Origin of the sequence: Halopseudomonas sp., from assembly GCF_038130085.1 — a bacterium.
Classification (GTDB): Bacteria; Pseudomonadota; Gammaproteobacteria; order Pseudomonadales; family Pseudomonadaceae; genus Halopseudomonas.
This window is the reverse complement of record NZ_JAYPMU010000011.1, coordinates 16,906-35,455: the sequence shown is the minus strand read 5'-3', so window position 1 is coordinate 35,455 and position 18,550 is coordinate 16,906. Positions and strand designations below refer to the sequence as shown.

Below are 18,550 nucleotides of genomic sequence, written 5' to 3'. Positions count from 1 at the left end.
AGCGCCAGACGCTGGCACTTGAAAAGCGCTCAGGTGGCGACAAAATGCATTCATTCAGCACTGCGCAGCCAGCGCTGCTCAAACTCCTCAGCGGTCACCGGCCTTCCGAGGTGATAGCCCTGAACCTCGTCGCAGCCGAAACTGCTGACCAGTTGGTACTGTTCCTGAGTCTCGATCCCCTCGGCAATCACCCGCAATTGCAAACTGCGCCCCATAGCGACGATCGCCTGTGCCAACAGCGCGTCACGACTGCCCGGCCGCATGCTCTGAATAAAGCCGCGGTCGATCTTCAGGGTGTCAATCGGGAGGTCGCGCAAATAGTTCAGTGCCGAGTAACCGGTGCCGAAGTCATCTATCGCAATCTGCATGCCGCGCTCTTTCAACTCTTCCAGCGTGCGCATCGTGGCGTCGATATTCCGCAACAGAGTGCTCTCGGTCAGCTCCAATTCCAGCACATCGGGGGTTAACTGGTGGCGCTCCAGTGCCGAGACAATCTGACCCACCAGTGCGCCGTCGTCGAATTGCATTGCCGACAGGTTGACCGCCAGCCGCGGCATGTTCAAACCAGCGCCTCGCCAGCAGGATACCTGACGACAGGCCTCTTCCATTACCCATTCGCCAAGCCCACGAATCAGGCCCAGCTCCTCAGCGATGGGAATAAATTCCGCCGGCGACACCGACCCGCGCTCCGGATCGCGCCAGCGCAGCAACGCTTCGGCACCGGTAAGCTGACCATCAAGGCAACTGAACTGCGGCTGGTAGGCGAGCTCGAACGCCTGCTCCTGCAAGGCCCGCCGCAAGTCATTCTCCAGTGCCAGGCGCTCCAGTGCCTTGGCATTCATATCAGCCTGATAGAACTGGAAAGTGGCCTTGCCCGCCTCCTTGGCGTGATACATCGCAGTGTCGGCGTTCTTCATCAGGATACTGCTCTCGGCACCATCCTGCGGATACAACGCCACACCGATACTTGCGGTGACGAAGAAATCCCGCCCCTGCAGCACAAATGCCTCAGCGAGCGCGTTCAGCACCTTCTCGGCGACGTGCATCGCGGTCGACAGCGCGACTTCACGATTGACCAGCCCGCTCAGCAACATGGTGAACTCGTCGCCGCCCATACGCGCGACGGTATCGCTTTCACGCACACAGCTACGCAGACGCTGCGCCACTTCTTTAAGCACCTGATCGCCAGCAGCATGCCCAAGGCTGTCATTAATCGGCTTGAAGCGATCCAGATCGAGAAACAGCACCGCCACCCATTCATCTTTGCGCGCCGCCAACTGCAATGCAGCCTGCAGCCGGTCCTGAAACAGCGTCCTGTTGGCAAGCCCGGTCAGCACATCGTAGTAGGCCAGACTCTGAATCCGCTCTTCAGAGGCTTTACGCTCACTGATATCAACAAAGAAGCAAACGTAACTGACCAGATCGCCGTCGTTATCGTGCACCGCCGTAATCCCCGCCCAACTCGGGAACACCTCTCCTGACGCGCGACGCTGCCACACCTCGCCCTCCCAGTGCCCCTGGTCCTGCAGCGCCGCCAGGATATCTGCGTAAAACTGCCGATCGCCGCTCTGCGACACCAGCATCGAAGGTGTCTGGTCAACAACCTGTTCCGTGGAGTATCCGGTAATACGCGAGAAGTTCTCGTTAACCTGAACGATATAACCCGCCGGATCGGTAACCAAAATGCCGCCGGTAGTGTTCTCGAAGACGGTCGCAGCCATGCGCAGGCGGTTTTCAGTCCGGCGCTGCTCACTGACATCACGAGCCAACCCGAGCAGACCAAGGAACCGACCCTGCGCTGACCACATCAGGGTAATCCGCACCTCCAGCGGGCACTTGCGGCCATCGGCCTTGATGCCGTCGAAGGTGATCTGCCGCTGGTATCCCTGCTCGCGCAGCACCGCCGCGCGCTCAGGTACATGCACCAGCTCGCGCAGCTCCTCACGAATCCGCCCCATGAATTCGACAAAACGCTCATCCGCAAGACTTTCGACGTAGGCTTTGCTGAGCATGAACTCCGGGCTGTAGCCCAGCAATCGCTGTACCGACGGGCTGATGTAATCGGTGCGAAAGTCACTGTCAGTGGACCAGACGATATCGCTGATGCTTTCGGTCAACTGCCGGTAACGCGCCTCGGAGCGCTGGATCTGCTCATTGGCCAGGGTCTGCTCATGAATATCGCGAACGAAACCAATGACCTGTACTACCCGCCCGTCAGCCGCGCGCTTGAAGACCTTTGAACGCACGCTGAACCAGCGCCAGCCATCGGCTCTGTGGCGCCAGCGAACCCGCCAATCAAGTACCTGATCATCCCCCAGCGTGAGCTGCAACCGGCGGTTGGTCTGCATGTACTCGAGGTCATCCGGGTGCAGCAGTCGGGTCCGGTAATCGGCCCCCATGCTCGACTCTTCCTCGGCGCTGTAACCGAGCAGTTCTGCCAGCGTGCGGTTGCTGAACAGAAAGTCGCCGGCACCCATCCACTTGGTATCGCGGATATAGATAAGATCCGGGACTGACCTGACGACCTCCGCCCAGAACTCACGGCTTTGGCGCAGGGTCAGCTCAGCCGCCCGGCGCTGACTGAGGTCAGTCACACTCACGGTGACTGCGTGCAGCGCATCCGTACTATCCGGCAGACGCATCACTACCCATACATAAATGGTGCTGCCATCCGCGCGGCGCAGCGGCGTCTCCAGTTCGAAGCGTTCATCGCCATTCATCAGCGCCAGCAGCAAACGGTATCGCCCTCCCCCGGGCCGTAAATGACGCTCGCCCTGAAAGATGTTCACCAGCGCTGATGCGTCCGACACACCGAATAAATCCAGCGCGACCTGATTAGCCTCCAGGATCCGCAGGGCCTGCAACAGCTCTTCCTGACGCTCGGGATGTTCCAGCAACCAGCGGTCCAGTTGCTCGGCGTTGAAGATCCCTTCACGCATCAGGAGCTGCTTGATATCGACGAGATCCACCAAAAACAACGCGATATCCACGCCCTGAAAAATATCGCGGTAACGCCGCTCGGTATCCAGCAAGCTGCGGGCTGAGCGATCCTGATCGACCTGCATCATCCTGTGCACTCTGGCTTGCCGGCCCATAAACCACAGTGCCGCTACCAGCACCAGTAGACAACCACCGAACAGACCGGCCTTGCGCACCAACAACGGCGCCAGCTGGCTCGCGTAATAATGTGGATCAACCAGACCCCGCACCTGCCAGAGCGTTCCTGATACCGGCGCGCTCACCACCACCCGCTCGCGCTCCTCGCCAGTCATCGCACTGCCACCAAGAAAGGCCAACCGGTCTTGTTGTTGACGAGCCAGCACCTGCCCCTGCCCCGTGTCTTCGAGCAACCACTGATAGCCGCGCCCGCTGCGCGCAGAAACCACCGCCGACAATGCACGCTCATCCAGACGCAGAACCCAGTAACGATCTGTCAGCTGACTGCCAAGCGTCCAGAACAGCAGGTTGCGTTCAGCGTCCGAGGCCAACGCAAAAGGTTCACCACTGAGCTGCAGCCGACGCACAGACTGTGCCCACGGCTCGTGACTGCTGGCAGGGACTTGCCCCGGATCGACACGGTGCAGCTGGTAAACGCCGGGTAGCAGAACCTGAGCCGCCATGGCAGCTTCAGCGGCGGGTTTGGTGTCCAGACTATCCAGCAGCGCAGTGAGCGCCTGAGAGGTTGTCGCCAGGTTAAGTTCCATCTGGTCGGCAGTCCGCCAGACGGCCTCCTCTACCAGCGCCTGGTGCTGGCGCTTGAGCAACTGAAAATCGAGGTAGGATTGCCAGCCAAGCAGCGCCATCAGCAGCCCGCTGGCCACGGCAAACATCGCAATCCCCAAACGATTAAGCGCAGGCTGCACAGAGAGTGAGCCTGCGGAGGGCGATTGCTGCGACGGGATAATGTTGTTTTTATTCTTGTTCAAGGCGTATCGCTTATTCGTTCGCAGTCAGCAAAAAAAACAGTCTGGCGGCCCAAACCGGGCCCCTCGGAGCAGCACTCAAACGGTTTGCCCTTGCAGGCCAGTTGGGCTAGCCTTGCCACCACATTTCGCCGTGCTGGCGAAGACCTTTTCGTACACTCCCATTCAACAGGTTCTGCCACCATGGCTCAATATGTTTATAGCATGCATCGGGTCGGTAAAGTCGTCCCCCCGAAGCGTCAAATCCTCAAGGATATCTCCCTGTCCTTCTTCCCCGGCGCCAAGATTGGCGTACTGGGTCTCAACGGTGCAGGTAAATCCACTCTGCTGCGCATCATGGCCGGCGTTGACACCGAGATCGAAGGTGAAGCCCGTCCGATGCCGGGTATCAAGGTAGGTTATCTGCCGCAAGAGCCGGAACTTGATAACAGCAAGACCGTACGCGAGATCGTCGAAGAAGCCGTCAGCGAGATCAAGAACGCCCAAGCCCGCCTGGAAGAAGTCTACGCTGCGTACGCTGAACCCGACGCCGACTTTGACGCGCTGGCTGCCGAGCAAGGCAAGCTGGAAGCGATCCTGCAGGCAGCCGACGGCCATAACCTGGAGCGCCAGCTGGAAGTAGCCGCTGACGCCCTGCGCCTGCCGGCGTGGGATGCCAAGATCGAACATCTGTCCGGTGGTGAGAAGCGCCGCGTAGCGCTGTGCCGCCTGCTGCTGTCCGCCCCCGACATGCTGCTGCTCGATGAGCCGACCAACCACCTGGATGCCGACTCAGTCGCCTGGTTGGAGCAATTCCTGCACAACTTCCCGGGCACCGTGGTAGCGATTACCCACGACCGCTACTTCCTCGACAACGTTGCTGGCTGGATTCTCGAACTGGACCGTGGTCAGGGCATCCCGTTCGAAGGCAACTACTCCCAGTGGCTGGAATCCAAAGCTGCCCGTCTGGCGACCGAAGCCAAGCAGGAAGCCTCCCACGCCAAGGCCATGAAGGCCGAACTGGAATGGGTGCGCCAAGGCGCCAAGGGCCGCCAGGCCAAGTCCAAGGCGCGTCTGCAACGCTTTGAAGAGCTGCAATCGCAGGAATTCCAGAAGCGCAGCGAGACTAACGAGATCTATATCCCGGCCGGCCCACGTCTAGGCGACAAGGTCATCGAATTCAACGGTGTCACCAAGGGCTTTGGTGACCGTGTGCTGATCGACAATCTGTCGTTTGCAGTGCCCAAGGGCGCCATTGTCGGCGTGATCGGTGGTAACGGTGCCGGTAAGTCGACCCTGTTCCGCATGATCACCGGCAAAGAACAGCCAGACAGTGGCAGCATCGACATCGGCGACACCGTGCAGATCGCCAGCGTTGATCAGAGCCGCGACGACCTGGACGGCAACAAGACTGTTTGGGAGCAGGTGTCTGACGGCTTTGACCTGATCAAGGTCGGCAACTACGAAATGCCGTCGCGCGGCTATGTTGGCCGCTTCAACTTCAAAGGTTCTGACCAGCAGAAGTTCGTCAAGGATCTGTCCGGTGGTGAGCGTGGTCGCCTGCACCTGGCCCTGACACTGAAGAAAGGCGCCAACGTGCTGCTGCTCGACGAACCCTCCAACGACCTCGACGTGGAAACCCTGCGTGCGCTGGAAGAGGCGCTGCTGGACTTCCCGGGCTCGGCAATCGTCATCTCCCACGACCGCTGGTTCCTCGACCGCATCGCCACCCACATTCTGGCGTACGAAGACGACTCTCAGGTGACCTTCTTCGAAGGCAACTACACCGAGTACGAAGCCGATCGAAAGAAGCGCCTGGGCGACGCCGCAGCGCAGCCGCACCGCGTGCGCTACAAAAAGCTGGCCTGACGTCAGCAATGAAAAAAGCGGCCTGCGGGCCGCTTTTTTTTATCCATCCTTTTACTACCTGTTACACATTGCACCAAAATGACGCAACGCATCATTTATGTGCATCGCCGGCTTTGCTAGATTCGACGCCTTTCGCTCGATTTCAAGGACAGCACGCATCCATGACCGATAACCTCGCTAGTTGCCTCGCCCACCTCATGCGGCGCGATCCGGACCAGCCGGAATTCCACCAGGCCGCGAAGGAGGTGCTGAGCAGTCTCTGGCCGTTCCTCGAAGCCAACCCCAAATACCTCAATAGCGGCATCATCGAGCGGCTGATCGAACCTGAGCGCGTCATCATGTTCCGCGTGCCGTGGGTCGACGACTTTGGGCAGGTTCGGGTCAACCGCGGTTACCGGGTGCAGATGAACAGCGCCATCGGCCCCTACAAGGGCGGCCTGCGCTTTCATCCGTCGGTCAACCTCGGCGTTCTCAAGTTCCTGGCGTTCGAGCAGGTGTTCAAGAACGCCCTGACCTCGCTGCCGATGGGCGGCGGCAAGGGCGGTGCCGACTTTGACCCCAAGGGCAAGAGCGACGGTGAGATCATGCGCTTCTGTCAGTCGTTCATGACCGAGCTGTCGCGTCACATCGGTCCCGACCTGGATATTCCGGCAGGCGACATCGGCGTCGGTGCGCGCGAAATCGGCTTCATGTATGGCCAATACAAACGCCTGCGCAACGAGTTCACCTCGGTTCTGACCGGCAAGGGCATCAGCTACGGTGGCAGCCTCATACGTCCGGAGGCCACGGGTTACGGCTGCGTCTACTTTGCCGAGCACATGCTGCGCCGCGAGCACAGCGGCATCGCCGGCAAACGGGTTGCGATATCCGGTTCAGGCAACGTGGCCCAGTATGCCGCACGCAAGGTCATGGAGCTTGGCGGTCGGGTCATCTCGGTTTCCGATTCCGGCGGCACCCTCTATTACCCGCAAGGCATGACCGAGGAGCAATGGCAGGCGTTAACCACCCTGAAGAACGAACAGCGTGGCCGCCTGCAGGAACTGCATACTGAACACACCGAGTTTCTTGCCGGGCAGCGCCCCTGGCAGCTGACCTGCGATGTTGCCCTGCCCTGCGCGACCCAGAACGAGCTGGATGCAGACGACGCCAGCGCACTGATCGCCAATGGCTGCCACTGTGTAGCCGAGGGCGCCAACATGCCCTCCACGCTGGAAGCGGTGGACCTGTTCCTGGAGAACCGCCTGCTGTTCGCACCTGGTAAGGCTGCCAACGCCGGCGGCGTAGCGGTTAGCGGCCTGGAGATGAGCCAGAACGCAATGCGCCTGCACTGGTCTGCCGAAGAAGTCGACAGCAAGCTGAAGGACATCATGCAGTCGATCCATCAGGCCTGTGAGCAGCACGGTGACGAGGGCGACGGCTTCATCAACTACGTCAAGGGCGCCAACATCGCCGGCTTCGTCAAAGTCGCCGACGCGATGCTTGCCCAAGGCGTGGTGTGAGCGCCAAAAGCAGCTATAGTGAGGGCATCGAAGATCACGATTACGCGGGAGCCATCGGATGCACGATGACAGACGGCAATTCAGCCGCATTCCGTTCGATGCCCACACCATGCTGCAACAAGATGGCTGGTGCGTTGCAGCGCAACTGATAGACATATCGCTGCGTGGCCTGCTGGTCATGCAGCCCGACAACTGGGACGCAACCCGTGCTAGCGCCCCTTTCATTGCCATCGTAGAGCTGTCCGAAGGCAGTCAGATTCGCATGGAAGTGACGCTTGCCCATGCTGAGGAAGGTCTGCTGGGGTTTCAATGCGAGCACATCGACCTCGATTCCATCAGCCATCTGCGTCGGCTGATCGCCCTCAACCTCGGCGACGAGGCCCTGCTGGAACGGGAGCTGGGCGCACTGCTGTAAGCGCGCCTTTGCACTACTCAAAAATCGCCGACAACGCCTGATCCAATCGCGTCACCGCTATCACCTGCATGCCCTTCGGCGCCTCTTTCGGGGCGTTGGCCTTGGGCACGATGGCGCGGGTAAAGCCATGCTTGGCGGCCTCCTTCAAGCGCTCTTGCCCGCTCGGCACTGGGCGAATCTCACCCGACAGCCCAAGCTCGCCAAACACCATCAGATCCATCGGTAATGGCCGGTTACGCAGGCTCGACATCACCGCCGCCAGCAGCGCCAAATCCGCTGCGGTCTCCAGCACCTTGACCCCGCCGACTACGTTGACGAAGACATCCTGATCATAGGTGGCAACCCCGCCGTGGCGATGCAGAACCGCCAGCAACATCGCCAGTCGGTTCTGATCCAGCCCCAAGGTGACCCGACGCGGGTTGCCCAAATGACTGGTATCGACCAGCGCCTGCACCTCAACCAGCATCGGTCGAGAGCCCTCCCAGGTCGCCATCACCACACTGCCAGGAATCGGTGCGTCGTAGCGGGAAAGGAAAATCGCCGACGGGTTGGCTACTTCTTTCAGGCCTTTGTCGGTCATGGCGAAAACACCCAGCTCGTTAACCGCGCCAAAGCGATTCTTGACCGCTCTCAGCATGCGGTAACGACCGTCGGCCTCGCCCTCGAAATAGAGCACGGTGTCGACCATGTGCTCGAGTACCCGAGGCCCGGCCAGCGAACCCTCCTTGGTGACATGCCCGACCAGAAAGATTGCCGTGCCACTCTGCTTGGCATAACGCACCAGCAACGCAGCACTTTCTCGGACCTGGGCCACGCCGCCCGGCGCCGACTGCAGCTGTTCGGTAAAGATGGTCTGGATCGAATCAACCACCATGACCCTCGGCTGCTCCTGCCGCGCGGTAGCAACAATGCTCTCGATGCAGGTCTCGGTCATCACCTTGAGTTGGTCTTCCGGCAGACCGAGCCTGCGGGCACGCATGGCGACCTGCTGCTGAGACTCCTCACCAGTCACATACAGCGCCGGCATGGCCTGTGCCAGGCGGCAAAGGGTCTGCAGCAAAATAGTCGACTTGCCGATACCGGGATCGCCGCCGATCAACACCACGGATCCGGCCACCAGTCCGCCGCCGAGCACCCGGTCCAGTTCGGAGGAGCCACTGGGCTGACGTGGCATCTCTTCCGTTGTTACTTCAGCCAGCGTCTTTACCGCCGCCTGCTGACCGGTCCAGTTACTGGTGCGCGACGGACTGCCGCCGGTTGGCGTGGTATCCACCACAGTCTCAACCATGCTGTTCCAGGCTTGGCATTCCGGGCACTGCCCTGCCCACTTGGAGAAGGTGGCGCCACACTCGGTGCAGCCGTATACGCGCTTCTGTTTGGCCATATGCGTTGAATCAACCTCGGGGGCAGCATCATCAATGCCGCTTGATATCAGGAGAACATTATCTTCTATACTGGCGATCTAGAGGCGCAAGGACCCAGAAAATGACAACCGAGCCACAAACACCACCACCCTGCCGGGCCTGCACCGACCGACCTGCACTCGATTTCGAGTTCAGCATGGCGTTTCAGCCCATCGTCGACATCCGTACTCGCCAGATCTTCGCCTGCGAAGCGCTGGTTCGCGGCACGGACGGTACCGGTGCAGCGGGCATTCTGTCACAGGTCAACACCGACAATCGCTACCAGTTTGACCAATCCTGCCGAGTCAAAGCAGTCGAGCTCGCTGCCCGTCAGAACATTCCCTGCTTTGTCAGTATCAATTTTCTACCCAATGCCGTGTACCAGGCAGCAACCTGTATTCGCGCTACCCTCGAAGCAGCAAAGCGCTTTAACTTCCCGGTTGAGCGACTGATCTTCGAGATCACCGAGAACGAAGAAATGGTCGATAAGGACCATCTCAAAAGCATCATTACCGAGTACAAGCGTCAGGGCTTCAAAACCGCAATCGACGATTTCGGCGCGGGCTACTCAGGCCTGAACCTGCTGGCCGAGTTTCAGCCGGACATCATCAAGCTGGACATGGCCCTGATCCGCGGCATCGACAAGGATGCGGTCAAGCAGGCGATCGTGCGCGGCATTCTGGGCGTCTGCGAAGCCCTCAACATTGAAGTGATCGCCGAAGGCATCGAGACCGAGGCCGAGCTTGCGTTTCTGCGTGAGCTGAACATTTATCTGTTCCAGGGCTACCTGTTTGCCCGACCCGCTTTCGAGCAAGTACCCGAGGTCAACTGGACTGTCATCGCCGATGAGTGACTCAAAGGCCGCAAGCAAGAAGCGCAAGGCCGAACGTGAGGCGCTGCGCGAAGAACTGCTGGAAACCCAATTCGAATTACGCACCCTGGAACGCGGATCAGTATTGGTTCTGATCAGCGGCAACGACTTTGCCGGCAAGGCCGAGGTCATTTACAGCTTTTACGAATGGCTCGACAACCGCTACCTGAACACACGCGCCTTCGGCCTGCCCAAGGGCGTAGATAAGCGCATGCCACGCATGTGGCGCTACTGGCGTACCCTACCGCCACCCGGTGAGCTGGGGTTCTATCTCGGCTCCTGGTACCACCAGCCGCTGATGAAACTGAGCCGGGGTCAGACCAGCATCAACCGGTTTACTGCCCAGATGCAGGAAATCCTCCACTTCGAGCGCCTGCTCAACGACGAAGGCATCATCCTGGTAAAAATCTGGCTACACCTCACCGACGACCAACGCGGCAGCCGGCAGCGCATCGACCCCAGCCTGCTCAAGCAGACCGTCGCCATGCGCGAATGGGGCGACTTCAGCGCCGCCGACTACGAGAAAGTGCGCGAAAGCGCGCGCTTGATGATCGAGCTGACCTCGACCAACGAAGCTCCGTGGATTCGGGTACCGGCAACCGATCCACATGAACGCGATCAACGGATCGGGCAAATCGTCCTGGACGCGATGCGCCAACGGTTGAACACGCCAACCGCGCCGCGCCCGGTCTATGGGTGGCAAGCCGCCCAACGGGACTATCTGGCCCTGTTGGACTACAAACTGGAGCTGAGCAAGGACGACTATCAGCAGCAGCTGGAACTCTGGCAAGACCGTCTGCGTGATCTGATCCAGCACCCACGCTTCGCCCGCCGCAGCCTGATGCTGGTATTCGAGGGCAGTGACGCGGCAGGCAAAGGCGGCACCATCCGCCGTATCACCCAATGCCTCGACCCGCGCATCCTGCGCGTGCATGGTACTCGTGCGCCGACCGAGGAGGAGCGGCGCATGCCGTACCTATGGCGCTTCTGGCGCCGTATTCCCGCCCCGGGCAACGTCGTCGTCTTTGACCGCAGCTACTACGGCAGAGTGCTGGTGGAGCGTGTTGAAGGTTTCGCCTCAGAGGCGGAGTGGCAGCGCGCCTACGCAGAGATCAACGATTTCGAGCAACAACTGACCGACAGCGGCACGCTGTTGATCAAGTTCTGGTTGGCCATCACCGAACAGGAGCAGCTCAAGCGCTTCAAAGATCGCGAGGAATCGCCAGTCAAACGCTACAAGCTGACCGAAGAGGACTGGCGCAACCGCAAGCGTTGGCCCGACTACGTTCAGGCGATGAACGACATGGTAGAGCACACCTCGACCCGCTCCGCTCCCTGGCATCTGATTCCCGCGGAAGATAAGCGCCACGCTCGCATCCAAGCTCTGCGCATCCTTTGCGAAGCGCTAGAGGAGGAGCTCAAGTAGTTGGTCAAACGTCCAGCCTTGGCTATGATCGAATCACGCCACGTCGGCGCCACTCAAGGAAATACGGAATGAAACTACTGGATGAATTCAAGGCTTTTGCCATGCGCGGCAACGTTGTCGACATGGCGGTCGGTATTATCATTGGCGCCGCATTCGGCAAGGTTGTGTCCTCCTTCGTCAACAACGTAGTCATGCCCCCGCTGGGCGTTATGATTGGTGGCGTGAACTTTACCGATCTGTCGATCGTGCTGAAGGAAGCCGAGGGCGAGGTAGCCGAAGTCGCCATCGGCTACGGTCTGTTCATCCAGAGTCTGGTCGACTTCGTGATCATCGCCGCGGCCGTATTTATCGCGGTCAAAGTCATGAACAGTATGAAGAAAAAGGAAGAGGCGGCGCCGGCGGCACCACCTGCCCCGTCCAAAGAGGAAGTACTGCTGGGTGAAATCCGCGACCTGCTGAAAGAACAGAAGCAGGGATAACGCTCACACGGTGCCCGGCTCCGGCCGCGGCACCGTGCAATGCTATACTCCGCGGCATCCTCAACCGCCCTGGTCCACCATGCTTTCCTGCGACACTCCCTACGGCACACTGCAATTACAGCGCTACCCTGCTGCGCGCGACGCCTCTCTGCAGGCCTTCGATACCGCCGACCTTTATCTGCTGCAACGCCTCCAGGAAGAACCCGCAAGCAACGGGCCGGTACTGATCGTCAACGACAGTTTCGGCACCCTCGCCGCAGCGCTGGCATCGGCAGGGAATGAGGTGCACAGCTGGGGTGATTCATGGATGAGCTGGCGCGCCTTGCAAGACAACCTCGCTGCCAACCGCCTAGACCCAGCCAAGGTGCATTTTTTCAACAGCACGCAAACCCCTGACGGTCACTACCAACAAGTGCTGATGCGCATTCCGAAAAGCCTCAGCCTGCTGCAGGATCAGCTGCAGCGCTTGCGTCCGCAGCTCTCCAACCATGCCTTGGTGCTTGCCGGCAGCATGATCAAACATCTTCCGCCCAGCGCCGGCGACTTGCTGGCAGAGCACATCGGCGCCTACCAGGCCTCACTTGGCTGGAAGAAAGCACGCCTGCTGCAATGCCGGCATGATCCGGCTTTGCAGCCACGTGTCACTGATCTGACCAGCCGTTACCCGCTGGAGGAAACCGCGCTGCAGCTGAGCAGCCGTCCCGGTGTATTCTCACGCGAGAAACTGGATATCGGCACCCGGGTCCTGCTGCCGTGCATCAACACCAATCTGGGCGACGCCCGTGTGGTTGATCTGGGCTGCGGCAATGGCGCACTCGGCTTAATGGCGGCCCTGCGCAATCCGGATGCGCAACTCACCTTCGTCGACGAATCATGGGCGGCGGTCGCCTCGGCGCAGGACAACTTTCGCGCCGCGTTCCCCGGTCGCAGCGCGCGCTTTGTCGTCAGCGATGGTCTGAGTGAAGCTGAGGCAAACTGCGCCGACCTGATCCTGTGCAACCCGCCGTTCCACCAGCAGCAGGTAGTCGGCGACCAGATCGCCCGGCGATTGTTTCGCCAGAGCCGCCACGCGCTTGCGCCAGGTGGCCGGCTGCTGGTCGTCGGCAACCGCCATCTGGGTTATCACCAAACCCTGAAACGCGACTTTGGCAAGGTCGAGCAGCTCGCTGCCGCCCCCAAGTTTGTGGTGCTGGCCGCTAGCTGAGCGTTAGCCTCGACGAGCGCGGCGACAGCGCTCTGAACAGTACCTCACCTCATCCCAGCAGGCCGCCCACTTGCGCCGCCAGCTGAACGGCCGGCCGCAGACCGCGCAAACCTTCTGCGGCAGATCGCCCTTGCGCCTCATAACGCCTCGCCAGCGTCCAGCCGCGCCAACAAATGCTCGCCCCACTCCCACAGCGCCTGCTGCTTGGCCTCCGGCATGCGCTGCAAGTTGCGGTACACCAACCCCATTCGCGGATTGCTACTGAGCTGCTCGCGATGGCGGATGATGAAGTGCCAATACAGCGCATTAAATGGACACGCCCTGGCGCCTGTCTGCTCGCTCACCTTGTAGCTGCAACCGCTGCAATAGTTCGACATCCGCTTGATGTACTGGCCGCTGGCGCAGTAGGGCTTGGAGCCAAGAAAACCGCCATCGGCATGCATCACCATGCCCAGCGTATTAGGCAGCTCGACCCAGTCAAAAGCATCCATGTAGACCGCCAGATACCAGTCGCAGATCTGCTTCGGCTCAATGCCAGCCAACAGGGCGAAGTTGCCAGTGACCATCAGTCGCTGGATGTGGTGTGCATAGGCGTGCTCAAGGGTCTGGCCGATCGCCTGTTGCATGCAGCGCATGCGGGTCTTGCCAGTCCAGTAGAACTCGGGGAGCGAACGTTGGTTACCGAATGCATTGCGCTCGGCGTAATCCGGCATCATCAGCCAATAGATGCCGCGAACGTACTCACGCCAACCGAGGATCTGGCGGATAAGCCCCTCGGCGGCATTCAGCGGAATCAACCCCGCCTGCCAGTCTGCCTGCACATCCAGGCAGACGCGGCGCGGGTCCAGCAGGCCAATGTTAAGCGCAGCTGCAATACGGGCGTGGAACAACCAGCGCTGATCAACCGCCATGGCGTCCTGAAAGTCACCAAACTGCGCCAGCGCCTGGCGGCGAAAGCGCCGCCATAGCTGCTCCGCCTCAGCATGAGTTACCGGATAGTCAAACCCGTCGAGTGCGCCGTAATGATCGGCAAAGCGCGCGGCCACCAACTCGCAAACGGTCTGGGTAATCGCATCAGCAGGGAAATGCGGTTGTTCCGGTACGGCATGCCCGGCGGGCAGTGGCTTGCGGTTGTCTTCATCATAATTCCAGCTGCCCCCCTCCGGCTGCCCCTCGGCCGTCATCAGCAGTCCGCTTTCCCGCCGCATTTCCCGATAGAAATACTCCATACGCAGTTGCTTGCGCCCATCGGCCCAGCGCGCAAAACGTTCATTGCTGCAGAAGAAACGCGTATCCGGGCAAAGCTGCAGCTCGGGCCAGTCGTCCTGCAACCGACGAAAGCGCTTCAGCAAACGCCACTCGCCCGGCTCGGTCAGCAGGATGCGCTCGGGAGCCAATCGGGCTCGGGCTCGCGCGAGCTCGCCGTCGAGCGAACCCGTATTGCTCGGATCATCGAGGGCGATGTAATCAACGGCGAATCCCTCTGCACGCAGGGTCTCGGCGAAGTGCCGCATGGCAGAGAGGATGAAGACAATCTTTTGTGGATGATGGGGAACATAGCGACCCTCTTCATCCGCTTCGATCAGCAGGATTCGGTCGCGGGCGGGATCCGCATCGACCAGACTGCTGATGGCGACGTCGAGCTGATCACCCAGCAGCAGAACCAGGTTGCGACAGCTCATGGCCGCAATGGCACAGTGAGGCGCATCGCCGCTTCGTCGGCCGACCCGGCCACCGGCCCCGTCGCACCGGCCTCGTCAGCCACATTCAGATGAACCAGCTCAATCGTCGGCCAGGGCAACTCCCGCAGCGCGCGGCGCACGTCCTCGAGAGAGCGGAAATGCCAGGGCCCCTGGCGAACGTCGTCATGCAGTAGCGCACGCCGACCATCAATCTGCGCCTCGACCAGATAGAGGCTGCCTTCGTGTGAAAGCAGCGCCAACCGCTCAAGCCGCCCCTGCTCGGCAGCCAGCTGTAATTGATCCAGAGTCATGCGTACGCCTCCAAAAACTTGTACAGAGACTATACAGCACAACCTCAAGCCCGACCAAAATGTACAAGACCGTTAGTCGGCGTAGCTTTTGTCCTTGGCGAGCTTGTCCAGCAACCCCATGGCGAAGGCCGACACAACAAACGTCAGGTGGATGATCACGTACCACATCAACTTGTCGTTTTCGATGTTGGTCGCGTTCATGAACACCTTGAGCAGGTGAATAGAGGAGATCGCGACAATCGAAGCGGCCACCTTCATCTTCAAAGAGCCGGAGTCCATCTTGCCCAGCCAGCTGAGCTTCTCCTTGCCCTCGTCAATATCAAGCTGCGACACGAAGTTCTCGTAGCCCGAAATCATCACCATCACCAGCAAGCCGCCCACCAGAGCCATGTCTACCAATGACAACACAACCAAGATCAGGTCGGCCTCCTTGGTCTCAAGCAAGTGGGGGGCCAGATGAATCAGCTCCTGAAAAAACTTCACGGCCAGCGCCAGCAGCGCCAACGACAGACCAAAATAGATGGGCGCCAGAATCCAGCGCGCCGAATACATCATGTTTTCCAACAAGCGTTCCATGAACCGCATACCTCAATTTCACTATGTTCAGTTTTGGGGCCCAGCGGTTGTTCACAGTATCTGTGGATAACTCTGTGAGCAGTGAACTGATAACTTACTGCGACCCCGTCCGTGCGGGCGATAGAGCGACTCGCACATTTTTTGTTCAGTTCTCCGGCGCTTGGCATGCCAACCATAAAATGGCCTGAGAGTCAGACGCCATGCACCTTTCAGAAGAGCCGGCAATTACTGAAAGGACAGATTGTCAGCTCATCGTCAAGACCTTATTTAGGTACCCGATCTACAATTACAACGATGAAACGCCTAACAAGCTGTGGATAACCCTGTAGACAGATGCCCTTGACGCGGATGTTTCAAGGCGCCGACAACCAAGCCGGCGCAGCACATCATTTTTCAGCGTCTTCCGCTTCCGTCTCGGCCTCTTCCTCTTCTCGATCCCGCTCGGCGATCTCGGCAAGCCGCGCAACGACGCGGGCGTTGATACTGCCTTCAACAAAGTCACCTTCGTCGTTCATAACACCAGCCGGCTCACCGGCGAGCAATGCCAGCGCCTCGTCGACACAGGAAACACCGTAGACCGAGAACTGACCATTGCGCACCGCCTGCAGTACTTCTTCATCAAGCATCAGGTTAGGCACATTGGAGCGCGGAATGATAACGCCCTGCTCGCCGGTCAGACCACGGGCCTGACACAAGCGGAAGAAGCCTTCGATCTTCTCGTTCAGGCCACCAACCGCCTGCACCTCGCCGAACTGGTTGATCGAGCCGGTAATGGCAAAGCATTGCTTGAGCGGTGTGCGTGACAGCGCAGAGATCAGAGTGCATACCTCACCCAGCGAGGCGCTGTCGCCATCGACATAGCCGTACGACTGCTCCAACGCGATGCTGGCAGAAATCTCCAGCGGGTACTTTTGCGCATAACGGCTGCCGAGGAAGCCAGTCAGAATCATCACGCCCTTGGAGTGAATGGGTTGGCCGAGGTTCACCTCCCGCTCGATGTCGACAATACCGCTGCCGCCAGGGTAGACGGTGGCGCTGATCCGAGCCGGCAAGCCAAATACCGAGTCCCCCACCTCCAACACGGTCAGACCGTTACACTTGCCCACGGCAGCGCCGTCGGTGTCGATCAGGATCACGCCGGACAGCATGTCTTCGTGAATACGTGCGCTGACGCGGCCGGTACGGGTTTCCTTGGCCCGCAACGCGCGCTCGATGTGCGCGGTGTCGGTCACCGGGTCACCGGCCAGCTGGCGAGTGAAGTCCGCTTCTGCCACCAACTGGAAAATGTCACTGATTCGCGCCGACAAGCGCTTCTGGTGCTCGGCCAGTCGGGTGCTGTAGGTGAGCACGCGAGCAACGGCGGCGGCAGTCAATGGCGCCAGCCCCTCTTCCGAGGTGCGGGTCTTCAGCAACTGCGCCATCCCTTCAATGCTGTCGGGCGTGCGCGCCAGGTCTTCGTCAAAGTCGACCAGCACGCGAAACATCTCCTGAAAGTCCGGGTCCAGATCCTGCAGCGCGTAATAGACCTGACGCGAGCCAATGATCACCACCTTCACATCCAGCGGAATAACCTGCGGGGTGAGGCTGACCGTCGCGAGTCGGCCCATATCGGCCCAGGGTGACTCCATCTTCAGCTGACGTGAGTGCAGGGCACGCTTGAGCGCATCCCAGACGAAGGGCTCACCCAGCAATTTTTCAGCTTCGAGCAGCAGGAAACCGCCGTTGGCGCGATGCAAGGCACCAGAGCGGATGTGCCGGTAACTGGTCACCAGCGCGCCCTGCTCGGGCGAGTATTCGATCCGGCCGAACAGGTTGTCGTAGGACGGGTGCGGTTCGTGCACTACCGGCGCGCCGCCGCTGGTGTGGTGCCCTACGATCAGGCTCGGACTGTACTGCTCGGTCAGCAACTGCTTCTTGAACGCGTCTGGCCGTGCTTCCAGCTGGCGCTCTTCCACCAACTGATCGATCACCGTCTTTAGCAGGTTCTGGCGCATCGCCTGCAGGTAATCACAGATCGCCTGATTGCCGCTGTATTGCTCGAACAACGGCTCCAGCAATGGCTGCAGTGCCTCGGTGATGGTTTCTTCATTAAGCTCACGCAGCTGGTTACTCGACTCACGCTTCCATTGCGGCAGGCTCGCCAGCTCCTCATTGAGCACTTCTTCCAGCTCAGAGATGTCACTGTGAAAACGCTCGCGCTCCTCCTCCGGCAGTTGGGCGAAGTCAGCTTCGTCGAGCGCCTTGCCCTCCTTCATCGGAGTAAAGGCAATGTTCTGCGAGTCGCGGTACAGGGCGATGCTCTTCTCATGCGCCCGGCGTTCGACCGAGTCCAGCGCGCGGTCATAGCGCTGGTTAAAGGCGCGGTCGATAGCGCTCTTCTTCTGCTGGTAGGCCGGGTGTTCGAACACCGCGGGAAAGGTCGCCAGCAGGTTGTCGATAAAGCGGTCGATGGTTTCGATCAGCTCGCCAGCCGAGCCCGGCGCCAAACTGATTACCCAGGGCTCGCGCGGCTCATCGAAGTTGTTGACGTACACACAGTCCTGCGGCGTGACCTGGCGTTTGGCCTCGGTACGCAGATAGCGCTGCACATACGAAAAACGGCCGGTTCCGGGGTCGCCCATCACAAACACGTTGTACCCGGGGCGATGCATGGCGACGCCGAACTGCAGCGCCTCTACAGCGCGCTCCTGGCCGAGAATGCCGCGGAAGGGTTCAAGGTCGTCGGTAGTGGTAAAGCCAAGGCTGGCCAGGTCGATGGGGGCGGTGAGTTGGTCCGGGGAAAGACGTAGCGCTGCGGATTCGTTGGTCATCCAGCTTCCTTGAGCTCGCGGGTTCAGACAAGCCTGCATTGTTGCCCCGCCAACACCTGCTGACAAGTGCCGGAGTAACCCGACTTGACGCCCGTCGCCGGCT

General features: G+C 60.1%; 14 protein-coding genes. 7 read left to right on the top strand and 7 right to left on the bottom strand.

The features are described from left to right. Positions 1-50 precede the first annotated feature (50 nt). The gene (locus AAFM31_RS10160) at positions 51-3,926 is read right to left on the bottom strand and encodes an EAL domain-containing protein (protein WP_341707807.1); all 3,876 of its coding nucleotides are present in this window, start codon (positions 3,924-3,926) and stop codon (positions 51-53) included. Between the two features lie 180 nt (positions 3,927-4,106). On the opposite strand from AAFM31_RS10160, the gene ettA reads away from it, so the two are divergent. The 3 genes from ettA (at position 4,107) to AAFM31_RS10145 (ending at position 7,685) form a co-directional block, all read left to right on the top strand. Next, entirely contained in the window at positions 4,107-5,771 is a 1,665-nt protein-coding gene (ettA, locus tag AAFM31_RS10155) for an energy-dependent translational throttle protein EttA (RefSeq protein WP_341707806.1), read from the top strand. 161 nt (positions 5,772-5,932) lie between these two features. Next, positions 5,933-7,270 (top strand): NADP-specific glutamate dehydrogenase, encoded by a 1,338-nt coding sequence (gene gdhA / locus AAFM31_RS10150; protein ID WP_341707805.1) that lies wholly within the window; start codon positions 5,933-5,935, stop codon positions 7,268-7,270. A 58-nt stretch (positions 7,271-7,328) separates the two neighbouring features. Continuing rightward, complete coding sequence (locus tag AAFM31_RS10145) at positions 7,329-7,685, top strand: PilZ domain-containing protein (protein WP_341707804.1); 357 nt, start codon at positions 7,329-7,331, stop codon at positions 7,683-7,685. Between the two features lie 13 nt (positions 7,686-7,698). On the opposite strand, the gene radA is transcribed toward AAFM31_RS10145, so the two are convergent. Continuing rightward, complete coding sequence (radA, locus tag AAFM31_RS10140; protein ID WP_341707803.1) at positions 7,699-9,069, bottom strand: DNA repair protein RadA; 1,371 nt, start codon at positions 9,067-9,069, stop codon at positions 7,699-7,701. A 101-nt stretch (positions 9,070-9,170) separates the two neighbouring features. Here radA and AAFM31_RS10135 point away from each other — a divergent pair, with 101 nt between their 5' ends. The 4 genes from AAFM31_RS10135 to AAFM31_RS10120 all read left to right on the top strand — a co-directional run bounded on the left by AAFM31_RS10135 (position 9,171) and on the right by AAFM31_RS10120 (position 13,068). Then, entirely contained in the window at positions 9,171-9,941 is a 771-nt protein-coding gene (locus AAFM31_RS10135) for an EAL domain-containing protein (protein WP_341707802.1), read from the top strand. Further along, positions 9,934-11,385 (top strand): polyphosphate:AMP phosphotransferase, encoded by a 1,452-nt coding sequence (gene pap / locus AAFM31_RS10130; RefSeq protein ID WP_341707801.1) that lies wholly within the window; start codon positions 9,934-9,936, stop codon positions 11,383-11,385. Before AAFM31_RS10135 ends, pap begins: the two co-directional genes overlap by 8 nt. Before the next feature lie 68 nt (positions 11,386-11,453). Continuing rightward, positions 11,454-11,864 (top strand): large-conductance mechanosensitive channel protein MscL, encoded by a 411-nt coding sequence (mscL, locus tag AAFM31_RS10125; protein ID WP_341707800.1) that lies wholly within the window; start codon positions 11,454-11,456, stop codon positions 11,862-11,864. Positions 11,865-11,943: 79 nt separating this feature from the next. Beyond that, a complete protein-coding gene (locus tag AAFM31_RS10120; protein WP_341707799.1) occupies positions 11,944-13,068 on the top strand; it encodes a methyltransferase in 1,125 nt (374 codons plus the stop codon). 3 nt (positions 13,069-13,071) lie between these two features. Here AAFM31_RS10120 and AAFM31_RS10115 read toward each other — a convergent pair whose 3' ends face one another. From AAFM31_RS10115 to AAFM31_RS10095, 5 genes are all read right to left on the bottom strand, one after another. Next, positions 13,072-13,209: a DUF2256 domain-containing protein gene (locus AAFM31_RS10115; protein WP_341707798.1), complete on the bottom strand. Its 138-nt coding sequence runs from the start codon at positions 13,207-13,209 to the stop codon at positions 13,072-13,074. Continuing rightward, positions 13,206-14,750 carry a cryptochrome/photolyase family protein gene (locus AAFM31_RS10110; RefSeq protein WP_341707797.1) on the bottom strand — a complete coding sequence of 515 codons (1,545 nt, stop codon included), beginning with the start codon at positions 14,748-14,750 and terminating at the stop codon, positions 13,206-13,208. The genes AAFM31_RS10115 and AAFM31_RS10110 overlap by 4 nt, the downstream gene beginning before the upstream one ends. After that, positions 14,747-15,061: a DUF6482 family protein gene (locus AAFM31_RS10105; RefSeq protein ID WP_341707796.1), complete on the bottom strand. Its 315-nt coding sequence runs from the start codon at positions 15,059-15,061 to the stop codon at positions 14,747-14,749. The genes AAFM31_RS10110 and AAFM31_RS10105 overlap by 4 nt, the downstream gene beginning before the upstream one ends. Positions 15,062-15,133: 72 nt before the next feature. Further along, positions 15,134-15,637, bottom strand: coding sequence for a TIGR00645 family protein (locus AAFM31_RS10100; RefSeq protein WP_341707795.1), 504 nt, complete (start codon positions 15,635-15,637; stop codon positions 15,134-15,136). 386 nt (positions 15,638-16,023) lie between these two features. Then, on the bottom strand, positions 16,024-18,447 hold the full coding sequence (locus AAFM31_RS10095; RefSeq protein WP_341707794.1) for an AAA family ATPase: 2,424 nt from the start codon (positions 18,445-18,447) through the stop codon (positions 16,024-16,026). Between the last annotated feature and the right edge of the window lie 103 nt (positions 18,448-18,550).